Source organism: Micromonospora sp. ATLC20, assembly GCF_057196585.1.
Map to the genome: position 1 here is coordinate 1 of NZ_JBXUOV010000202.1, position 9,844 is coordinate 9,844.

Annotated in this window: 8 protein-coding genes and 1 pseudogene; 5 read left to right on the top strand and 4 right to left on the bottom strand. The window is 74.2% G+C overall.

Annotation, left to right across the window (positions count from 1 at the left end; all coding sequences use genetic code 11):
- The first annotated feature begins 944 nt into the window (after positions 1 to 944).
- Positions 945 to 3,842 carry a glycoside hydrolase family 48 protein gene (locus AC2CHG_RS27180; RefSeq protein WP_402809154.1) on the top strand — a complete coding sequence of 966 codons (2,898 nt, stop codon included), beginning with the start codon at positions 945 to 947 and terminating at the stop codon, positions 3,840 to 3,842.
- 288 nt (positions 3,843 to 4,130) lie between these two features.
- Here the strand turns inward: AC2CHG_RS27180 and AC2CHG_RS27185 are convergent, their stop codons facing one another.
- Complete coding sequence (locus tag AC2CHG_RS27185) at positions 4,131 to 4,820, bottom strand: DUF3159 domain-containing protein (RefSeq protein ID WP_402809100.1); 690 nt, start codon at positions 4,818 to 4,820, stop codon at positions 4,131 to 4,133.
- Between the two features lie 93 nt (positions 4,821 to 4,913).
- On the opposite strand from AC2CHG_RS27185, the gene AC2CHG_RS27190 reads away from it, so the two are divergent.
- Positions 4,914 to 5,795 carry a phosphatase PAP2 family protein gene (locus tag AC2CHG_RS27190; RefSeq protein ID WP_355513739.1) on the top strand — a complete coding sequence of 294 codons (882 nt, stop codon included), beginning with the start codon at positions 4,914 to 4,916 and terminating at the stop codon, positions 5,793 to 5,795.
- Positions 5,796 to 5,800: 5 nt separating this feature from the next.
- A complete protein-coding gene (locus AC2CHG_RS27195; protein ID WP_357210030.1) occupies positions 5,801 to 6,472 on the top strand; it encodes a maleylpyruvate isomerase N-terminal domain-containing protein in 672 nt (223 codons plus the stop codon).
- 7 nt (positions 6,473 to 6,479) lie between these two features.
- Here AC2CHG_RS27195 and AC2CHG_RS27200 read toward each other — a convergent pair whose 3' ends face one another.
- Entirely contained in the window at positions 6,480 to 7,319 is an 840-nt protein-coding gene (locus AC2CHG_RS27200; protein WP_357210028.1) for a DUF1028 domain-containing protein, read from the bottom strand.
- A 46-nt stretch (positions 7,320 to 7,365) separates the two neighbouring features.
- On the bottom strand, positions 7,366 to 7,620 hold the full coding sequence (locus tag AC2CHG_RS27205; protein ID WP_262016231.1) for a hypothetical protein: 255 nt from the start codon (positions 7,618 to 7,620) through the stop codon (positions 7,366 to 7,368).
- Positions 7,621 to 7,687: 67 nt separating this feature from the next.
- On the opposite strand from AC2CHG_RS27205, the gene AC2CHG_RS27210 reads away from it, so the two are divergent.
- Both AC2CHG_RS27210 and AC2CHG_RS27215 read left to right on the top strand, forming a co-directional pair.
- The gene (locus AC2CHG_RS27210; protein WP_366624836.1) at positions 7,688 to 8,662 is read left to right on the top strand and encodes an LLM class F420-dependent oxidoreductase; all 975 of its coding nucleotides are present in this window, start codon (positions 7,688 to 7,690) and stop codon (positions 8,660 to 8,662) included.
- A gap of 1 nt (position 8,663) precedes the next feature.
- The gene (locus AC2CHG_RS27215; RefSeq protein WP_484525871.1) at positions 8,664 to 9,464 is read left to right on the top strand and encodes an SDR family oxidoreductase; all 801 of its coding nucleotides are present in this window, start codon (positions 8,664 to 8,666) and stop codon (positions 9,462 to 9,464) included.
- Between the two features lie 73 nt (positions 9,465 to 9,537).
- On the opposite strand, the pseudogene AC2CHG_RS27220 reads toward AC2CHG_RS27215, so the two are convergent.
- Positions 9,538 to 9,844 (bottom strand): annotated as a pseudogene (locus tag AC2CHG_RS27220) (transglutaminase domain-containing protein); the annotation flags it as partial.

The window sequence follows — 9,844 nt, forward strand, 5'->3', positions numbered from 1 at the left end:
GCGCCGGCGAGCCCGGTCCGGGCCGCGCCGGCCGCGGTCGCGGACAGGGCGGCGCGGCGGAGCAGGCGCCGTCGGGTGAGTAACGACATGAGGTTTCTCCTCGGAGTGACGGGCCGCCCTGGGCCGGGAGCGCTCCCATGATAGCCAGGGAGCGGCCGGCCCCGATCCGGCGGTCGCGGCGAGGTGCGGCGCGGCCGGCGGGCGGCCGGAAAGTGGGTGGGCGGGGGCGTCGCTCGGGAACGTCGCTCGCGGCGGCGTGAGCGGCGAGGGGTGGGGTGGATAGCGAGAAAGGCCGTCCGGGTGGCGTGTCACGCCTGTCCCGTCGGCCTCTTTTGCCGTCGACAACGGGGGTTTAGTGTGGGGACGGGGGAGGGCAACCCCCGTCCCCACCGATGGTGCACACACGCACGAAGTGGAATTGGCGTCCGTCGTGCGCGTCGCGCGGGAGCCGGGCCACGCGAGTGGCTCTGGTTCCACCTCCCTCCGTCTGGCGGGTGACGGCCGGCGGCGGCGTCCGGGCTGGTCCGCCGTCGGCCTCTGGGCCGACGCGCCGGGCACGGGTGTACCCGGCGATCCAGTACTTGTATCACCGTCGATGGAAGCGCTCCCATCGGCGATGCTGCGACTGTAACGCCCGTCACGGGTTTGGAAAAGCCCCTAAACGAGATCGAAACATGGAAGCGCGTATCTGCGCTGGCCGTTGTGGTGGGAGCGCTTCCATGTCACACTCTCGTCACGCCACGCGGAGCCAGTGAACGCGAGCGCGGGCCGCCGAGGGCACCCGGTGAACAACCGGTGCGGCGCCCCGATCCCCGGCACGGCCGGGACGACCACCTTTCCGGACGCCTCCGTCCCCCCGCGTACGCCCCGGCGACGCGTGGAGGCGCCCCGCCGGGGCCCACGGTCCCGGCCCGGTCCGAGGAGACACCGCCCACATGAGACTTCTGGCCAGACGTCGCCGCACGGCGATGGTCGCCGCCACCGCCCTCGTCATAGGCGGGGTGGCCCTGCCCGCGGGCGCCGCCCAGGCCGCGCCCGCCTGCGACGTGACCTATGCGACGAGCGACTGGAACAACGGGTTCACCGCCACCGTCACCATCAAGAACCTGGGTGACGCGCTGAACAACTGGTCGCTGAAGTTCGCCTTCCCGAACAGCAGCCAGCGCGTGACCCAGGGTTGGTCGGCCAAGTGGAGCCAGTCCGGCAGCGAGGTCACCGCGACGAACGAGTCGTGGAACGGCAGCCTGCCCACCGGCGCGTCCACCAGCATCGGCTTCAACGGCAGCTACAGCGGCAGCAACCCGAAGCCCACCGCGTTCACGCTCAACGGGGTCGCGTGCAACGGCGCGCAGACCAACCAGCCACCGACGGTCTCCCTGAGCGTGCCGTCCGGCCCGTTCGAGGCGCCGGCGGACGTCCCGCTGACCGCGACCGCGAGCGACAGCGACGGCACCATCAGCAAGGTCGAGTTCTACCGCAACGGCCTGCTGGTAAACACCGACACCACCGCGCCGTACGGCTACGACCTGCTCGACCTGCCGGCGGGCAGCTACACGGTGCAGGCCAAGGCGTACGACAACGCGGGCGGCAGCGCCGTCTCGGAGAAGTCGTTCACCGTCACCGCGGCGAGCGGGCCGAAGCTGGTCGCCAGCCCGTCGGCGGTCACCGTGGCCGAGGGCGGCAGCGCCACGGTCCGGTACGCGCTCAGCGCGGCGCCCACGGCCAACGTGCCGGTGACCCTCGCCGTCACCGGTGACAGCGACATCACGGTCTCGCCGTCCACACTGACGCTCACGTCGAGCAACTGGAGCACCGGCGTCACCGCCACCGTCTCCGCCGCGGAGGACTCCGACACGGTCGGCGGCACCGCGACGATCACCGCGTCGGCCACCGGCTACGCCCCGATCTCCGTCGTCGCCACCGAGGCGGACAACGACACCCCGGGCGGCGACAACGCCTACATCAAGAAGTTCCTCGACCAGTACGGCAAGATCAAGAACTCGGGTTACTTCAGCCCCGAGGGCGTGCCGTACCACTCGATCGAGACGCTGATCGTCGAGGCGCCCGACCACGGGCACGAGACCACCTCGGAGGCATTCAGCTTCTGGCTCTGGCTGGAGGCGCAGTACGGCCGGGTCACCCAGAACTGGGCCCCGTTCAACAACGCCTGGACGGTCATGGAGAAGTACATCATCCCGTCGCACGCCGACCAGGCCACCGCCGGCTCGCCCGGCACCCCGCAGTACGCCGCCGAGCACAACCTGCCCAGCCAGTACCCGTCGGCGCTGGAGGCCAACGTCCCGGTCGGCCAGGACCCGCTGCGCTCGGAACTGCAGTCCACCTACGGCACCGGTGACATCTACGGCATGCACTGGCTGCTCGACGTGGACAACACCTACGGCTTCGGCCGCTGCGGCGACGGCACCACCCGGCCCGCGTACATCAACACCTTCCAGCGGGGCACCCAGGAGTCGGTGTGGGAGACCGTGCCGCAGCCGTCCTGCGACACGTTCAAGCACGGCGGCCCGAACGGCTACCTGGACCTGTTCGTCAAGGAGTCCAGCGCCCCGGCCAAGCAGTGGAAGTACACGAACGCCCCGGACGCCGACGCGCGTGCCGTCCAGGCCGCCTACTGGGCGCTGACCTGGGCCAAGGCACAGGGCAAGCAGGCCGACGTGGCGGCCACCGTGGCGAAGGCCGCCAAGATGGGCGACTACCTGCGCTACGCGCTGTTCGACAAGTACTTCAAGAAGATCGGCAACTGCGTCGGGGCGTCCACCTGCCCGGCCGGCAGCGGCCGTGACTCGGCGCACTACCTGCTCTCCTGGTACTACGCCTGGGGTGGCGCGTACGACGCCTCGCAGAACTGGTCGTGGCGGATCGGCTCCAGCCACAGCCACTTCGGCTACCAGAACCCGTTCGCGGCCTGGGCCATGACCAACGTCGCGGAGCTGAAGCCGAAGTCGCCGACCGCGGTCTCCGACTGGCAGAAGAGCCTCGACCGGCAGCTGGAGTTCTACACCTGGCTCCAGTCCGCCGAGGGCGGCATCGCCGGTGGCGCCACCAACAGCTGGGACGGCAGCTACGCCCAGCCGCCGGCCGGCACCGCCACCTTCTACGGCATGTACTACGACGTCGACCCGGTCTACAACGACCCGCCGTCGAACCAGTGGTTCGGCATGCAGGCCTGGTCGATGCAGCGCATCGCCGAGCTGTACCTGGAGACCGGCAACGCGAAGGCCAAGGCGCTGCTGGACAAGTGGGTGCCGTGGGCCATCGCGAACACCACGGTCGGCACCAACTGGTCGATCCCGTCGGACATGAAGTGGACCGGCCAGCCGGCGAACTGGAACCCGAGCAGCCCGCAGCCGAACACCAACCTGCACGTCGAGGTGACGGTCAAGGGTCAGGACGTCGGCGTCGCCGGCGCCTACGCCCGCACGCTCATCGCGTACGCGGCCAAGTCCGGCAACACCGCGGCGAAGGACACCGCCAAGGGCCTGCTGGACGCGCTCTCGGCGTCCGCCGACAGCAAGGGCGTCTCGACGCCGGAGAAGCGCGGCGACTACAAGCGCTTCGACGACGTCTACAACGCCGCCGACGGCCAGGGTCTCTACGTCCCCAACGGCTGGACCGGGAAGATGCCCAACGGCGACGCGATCGCCCCGGGCAAGAGCTTCCTGGACATCCGCTCGTTCTACAAGAACGACCCGGACTGGCCGAAGGTGCAGGCGTACCTGGACGGCGGTCCCGAGCCGGTCTTCAACTACCACCGGTTCTGGGCGCAGGCGGACATCGCCATGGCGTACGCCGACTACGGCACCTACTTCCCGCAAGGGTGAGGTGACCCCTCCTCCGCGGGCGGGTGCGAACCCGCCCGCGGAGGAGGCCGACCCGGCCGATGGGGGAACGGAGCGGCCGGGTCGGCGAACGGCCTGACGCCCACGGTCAGGCCGGGTGGGCCGGCCGTCCGGCCGACGCAGCGGACCGGCCGGCCCACCACTCCGCCCGGCGACGACCCATGGCGCGAAAAGGCACGGAAAAATCAGCGGTCCACGGGATCACATCCGGGCCGTGGACGGAGTAACGTATTTGACGGAGAGGCCGCTCCCCCCGTGGCGGCCTCTCCATTATTCTGTGCGCGCCGCCACACCGTCGGTGCCCGCCGGGTCCACCGGGTGCCGCAGCCCCGGATGCCAGGCCGGCAGCGAGCGCCGGATCACCACCCAACTGCCCGCAAGCGCCGATGCGATCAGCGGCCAGGTCAGCGCCGCCCGCGCCACTGTGAGCGCGACCACGTGCCCGTACAGCCACAGCGGCACGAACACCGCGACCCGCAGCACGTAGGTGGCCGCCCACACCCAGCTGGCCCGGCCGTACGCCCGCAGCAGCGCCGGGTCTCGCCGCCACCGGGTCCGCTGGCCCAGCGCCGTGCCGACCACCACACCCAGCAGCGGCCACCGCACCACGATGCTCACCGCCCAGGCCAGCGCGCTGGCCGTGTTGGCGGCGATCTGGAGCAGGAAGAAATCGGCGGCCCGGCCGGTGCGCAACGCGATGAGCGCTGCCACGCAGACCGCGAGCAGACCGACCAGCACCGAGCGGGGACGGTCGCCGCGCCGCCACCGCCAGCCGGCCACCGCCGTGCCGGTCAGCACCGCCGCGAGCACGCCGCCGCCGAGACCGCCGAGCACCCAGCCGAGCCCGAACGCCAGTGGCGGAAGGGTCGCGTCCACCGCCCCGCGCCGGCCGCCGAGCAGGTCGGCCAGCGACTCCGGCCGCGGCCCGTCGTCCGGTTGCCGCTGTGGCGTGCCGGTCACGCGCCACCTCCTCGAGATCGCCCGCCTCACCGTACGCCGCCGCCGCTGGCGCTCCGCCGCGCGCCGGAGCGTGCCTACCGTTAAGTTGTCCGGGTGCGGGAGACGGCGAGGGGTTGGACGGCGGTCTGGTTGGTCGTACTGGCCCTGATCCAGACAGCCGCGTTCGGGCTGGTGTGGCGCTTCGCCGTGCACACCGAACTGGGCCAGTGGCTGGACACGGTGGCGCTCACCGGCAACCGGATCGGCCAGGACCGCATAGACGGTCCGGTGAACACACTCCTCAACGCCATGTCGGTGGTGTCGCTGCTGGCCGCGACCGCGGTGATCGGCTTCATCGCGCTGATCCGGGGGCGCAAGGCGCTCGCCGTCACCGCGACGCTGCTCATCGCCGGCGCGAACGTGACCACGCAGTTGCTCAAGTACTACCTGGTCCGGCCCGACTTCGGCATCGACCCGGAACGGGCCGCCGCCGGCAACAGCCTGCCCAGCGGGCACACCGCCGTGGCGGCCTCGGTGGCGATCGCGCTGATCCTGGTGCTGCCGCGCAAGCTGCGGGTCGCCGGGGCGTTCCTCGGCGCCGGGTACGCCGCCGCCGCCGGCGTCGCCACGCTCTCCGCCGGCTGGCACCGGCCCAGCGACGCGGTCGCCGCGTACCTGGTGGTCGGTGCCTGGGCCGCCGCCGCCGGACTGGTGCTGCTGTTCTTCCAGCGGGAGCAGGCCGTGGTGGAGCCGGGCGACGCGCACCGAATGGCGGGCGCCGTGCTCGGCGGCATCGGCGTGGTGGCCCTGCTGGCCTCCGCGGTGGCGCTGTCCTGGCTCGTCGACCGTTCCACCATCCCCGTCGAGGCGCTCGGCCGCCGTCCGCTGTTCATCGGGTACGCGGGCAGCGCGGCCGGCATCGCCGGCACGATCGCGGTGGTGGCCGCGCTGGTGCTGGTCGTGGTGCACCGGCTGGTGCCCCGCTGGAAGGGCTGACGCCGGTGCAGCCCGTACGGGAGGCGTTCCGGGCCGAGTGCGAGCGCCTGGAACGGGTGCTGCGCGACCTGGACGACGCGGCGCTGGACCGGCCCACCCCGTGCCCGCCCTGGCGGGTACGCGACCTGGTCGCGCACGTGAGCACCGGAGCCGGTCGCCTGGCCCTGATGCTCGCCGAACCCGCGCCGCCCCGCGCCGAGGTCGACGCGGCCGCCTACTTCGGCGCGGCCAAGTTCAGCCCGCCGGTCGACCGGGACCGCATCGACTCGGCCCGCCGGGCGGCGCGGGAGCACCCGGGCGCGGCCGAGGTGGCCGACGAGTTCGCCCGGGCCTGGCGCGCCACCGACGAGGCGGTCGCCGCCGCGCCGCCCGGCCGGGTGGTACGCACCCGCCACGGTGACGCGATGGCGCTGCCGGAGTTCCTCCGTACCCGCGTGGTGGAGGTCGCGGTGCACGGCCTGGACCTGGCCGACGCGCTGGACCGGGCGCCGTGGCTGACCCCGGCCGCGGCGGACGTGGTGGCCGGCGTGCTCACCGGCGGCGTGCCGGTGCCGGCCGGACTGGGCTGGGACGCGCTCACCGTGCTGCGCAAGGCCACCGGGCGGCTGCCGCTGACCGGCGATGAGCACGCCGAGCTGGCGCGCGCCGGCATCGGCCGGCTCGCGTTCGGCGGCTGACCACGGCTCAGCGCCCGGCACACCGCCGCAGGTGCTCCAGCACGATCGGGTCGATCCGGCCGGGTACGAAGCGTTCTTCCAGGTTCTCCAGGCCGGTCCAGGCCGCCAGCGCGTCGTCCAGGCCGGCCGGGCCGACCGGGTGGCCGGTGGCGGCGAGCAACTCGGCCACCTCGGCGGCGAGCGGGCCGGCGAGATCCCGCAGCGTGGCCGGGTCGGGGCGGCCGAACAGCATGTGGTGGATGCCGAGCAGGCGGCGCAGCTCGGCGACCGGGTCGGCGTGGTCGTCCACCCGCAGGTCCACCAGCTCGTCGCCGGTGCCGGCGTAGCCCCCGTGGCGCTGCACCACCAGCATCGCGGCGCTCTGCCGGCCGCGCCGGTCGCCGCCGGCCGCGTCACCGGCGGTGAGCGCGGCCAGCAGGCGCTGCGGGAACGGCAGGTCGTCGCGGGCCAGCCAGGCGTCGCGCAGCGCGTCGATCACCTGCGGGCCGGTCAGGATGTTGCCCTGCGCGGCCCAGCCGTCGCCGGCCTGCCCGCCCGCCCAGGGGTGGCAGCGCGGCCCGGTCCAGGTGGCCCCGTCGCCGGTCGTACCGACCACCGCGAGCTGCCTGTCGTCGCGGCCGGGATCGGCGGCGACCAGCCCGGCCACCACGTCGGTGGCGGTGACGCCGGTACGCAGCAGCGCGAGCGCCTGCGCCCGGTAGGCGAGGTTCGCGTGCGCCTGGGTGGCGACCGCGCCCACCAGCGCCTCGGCCGCCGGCACCAGCGCCCCGGCGGCGAGGAACCGGCTGGCCACCGCCACCCCGTAGAGGCGCCCGTCGGCGGAGCGGGCGACGAGCGAGAAGGTCACGCGCGGATCGTAGCCCGGCCGCGGCGTCCGGCACCGGCGTCGCCGCTCAGAACGGCGTCGCCGCCTCCTCGGGCGGGCGGCCCCAGGCGCGGCGCGCGTCGGCCACCGCCACCACCGTCAGGACCACAGCGGCCAGGATCGCTGCGACCAGCGGCGCGAGGCGCACCAGCAGCGGTACGGGCAGCAGCAGCGCGGCGATCCCCACCAGCCTCGACGGGGAGACGCGGCCGAACACCTCGTACTCGAAGCGGGCCCGGCAGTCGTAACACTCTTTCCCGACGCCCCGGTGCGGATCACCCATATCCGCCTGGATCTTGCTCCGGGCGGTGCCGGACGGGCACCATCGACGGGTGACGAACCGATGGGGCATGACCGTGCCACTGGGCGGTATCCCGCTCGCCGACCACGCCGCGGTCTACGCGGCCCTCGACGACGCCGGGTTCACCGACGTGTGGTCGTCGGAGGTGGCCGGCGCCGACGCGTTCACCCCGCTGGCCCTGGCCGCCGCCTGGTCGCCGCGGCTGCGGCTGGGCACCGCGATCACGCCGGTGTTCACCAGAGGGCCGGGACTGCTCGCGATGAGCGCCGCCGCGCTGGCCGAGGCCGCGCCGGGCCGGTTCGCCCTCGGCGTCGGCGCTTCGTCGCCGGTGCTGGTGCGGGACTGGAACGCGATCGGGTTCGACGAGCCGTTCAAGCGGACCCGGGACGTGCTGCGGTTCCTGCGGGCCGCGTTGCGCGGCGAGACCGTCGACGGCGCGTTCGACACGTTCGCGGTACGACGCTTCACCCTGGAGCGCCCGCCCAGCGTGCCGCCGCCGGTCCTGCTGGCCGCGCTGCGCCCCGGCATGCTGCGTCTGGCCGCAGCCGAGGCCGACGGGGTGATCCTCAACTGGCTGGCCGCCGACGACGTGCCGACCGCGTTGGCCGAGGTGGGCGAGCGCCGGCCCGGCTTCGACGTGGCCGCCCGCATCTTCGTCTGCCCCACCGAGGACACCGCGTACGCCCGCGCGCTGGGCCGCCGCATGATCACCGGCTACCTGACGGTGCCCGCGTACGCCGCCTTCCACAGATGGCTGGGCCGCCAGGACTCGCTCGGCCCGATGTGGGAGGCGTGGGCCGCGGGGGACCGGCGGGGCGCCGCCGCCGCCGTACCGGACGAGGTGGTCGACGCGCTGGTGCTGCACGGCTCGCCCGAGCAGTGCGTGGCGGCCGTCCGCCGGTACGCCGACAACGGCGTCGACGTGCCGGTCATCGCGGTGCTGCCCACGCCGGAGATCACCGAGGGCGGCGCGGCGGCCTGGATGGATCTGCTGCCCCGGCTCGGCCCCGGAAAGGTGGCCTGAGATGAACCTGACCGACCGGGTGGTGGTGATCACCGGCGGGGCCGGTGGGATCGGCGCGGCGCTGGGCCGCCGGTTCGCCGCCGAGGGCGCCGCCGCGATCGTCCTGGCCGACCTGGCCGCCGACGCGGCCCGCGCCGCAGCCGACGCGATCGGCCCGGTGGCCAGCGGCGTCGGGCTCGACGTCACCGACGAGGCGGCGGTACGCGCCCTCGTCGAGGAGACCGAGCGCCGCCACGGCCGGATCGACCTGTTCTGCGCCAACGCCGGCGTCGCCACCGGCGGCGGCATCGACGCGCCCGACGCGGACTGGGACCGGGCCTGGCGGGTGAACGTGCTCGGGCACCTGCACAGCGCCCGCGCGGCGCTGCCCGGGATGCTCCGCCGGGGCCAGGGGCACCTGCTGCTCACCTGCTCGGCGGCGGGTGTGCTCACGGCGGTCGGCGACGCCCCGTACACCGCCACCAAGCACGCCGCCGTGGGACTCGCCGAGTGGCTGGCGATCACCTACCGGGACGCCGGCATCCGCGTCAGCGCACTGTGCCCGCAGGGCGTGGACACCGCGATGCTCGCCGACGGCCTCGCCGAGGGGCACCTGGGCGCCCGGGTGATCGCCGCGTCCGGGACGATCCTCACGCCGGACCAGGTCGCCGACGCGGTGGTCGCCGGGCTGGCCGAGGAGCGGTTCCTGATCCTGCCGCACCCGGAGGTGGCCGACTACGCCCGGCGTCGCGCCGAGGACCCGGACGGCTGGCAGGCCGGGCTGCGCAAGCTCGTCCGGAAGCTGCGCGCCGCCGACCGCTGAGCGCGGCGCGTCCCGGCAGCTTCCTCCGAACCAGGCCGGTAGCGGACCGTGCGACGAGGCTCGGCCGGTCCGGTCAGCGGCGCCAGCGCAGCGGCCCCGGGTGGACCGTCCACAACAACCGGCCCCACCGGGAGCGGGCCGCGCGCAGCGCGTCGCCGAAGCCCTGGCTCAGCCGTGCGGCCCGCTCCGCCTGTTCCGCTGTGACACTGCCCGGCGCGAAGCCCGCCTGGTTGAGCAGGGCGGCGAGCTCGTCGACCGCCGCCTCGTCCGGGCCGCCGGCCGCAACGCCGTCCCCGGCTCGGTCCGTGAGCCCGGCCGCGCCGTCCCCGGGCCGGTCCGTCGGTCCGGCCGCGCCCGCTCCGGACCGCGCCGCACGGGCC

What these genes read in the sequence shown, in the direction of transcription:
- AC2CHG_RS27205 (WP_262016231.1), bottom strand. Translation starts at nt 7,620, where the DNA reads ATGGGTGATCCGCACCGGGGCGTCGGGAAAGAGTGTTACGACTGCCGG.
- AC2CHG_RS27210 (WP_366624836.1), top strand. Translation starts at nt 7,688, where the DNA reads ATGACCGTGCCACTGGGCGGTATCCCGCTCGCCGACCACGCCGCGGTC.
- AC2CHG_RS27215 (WP_484525871.1), top strand. Translation starts at nt 8,664, where the DNA reads ATGAACCTGACCGACCGGGTGGTGGTGATCACCGGCGGGGCCGGTGGG.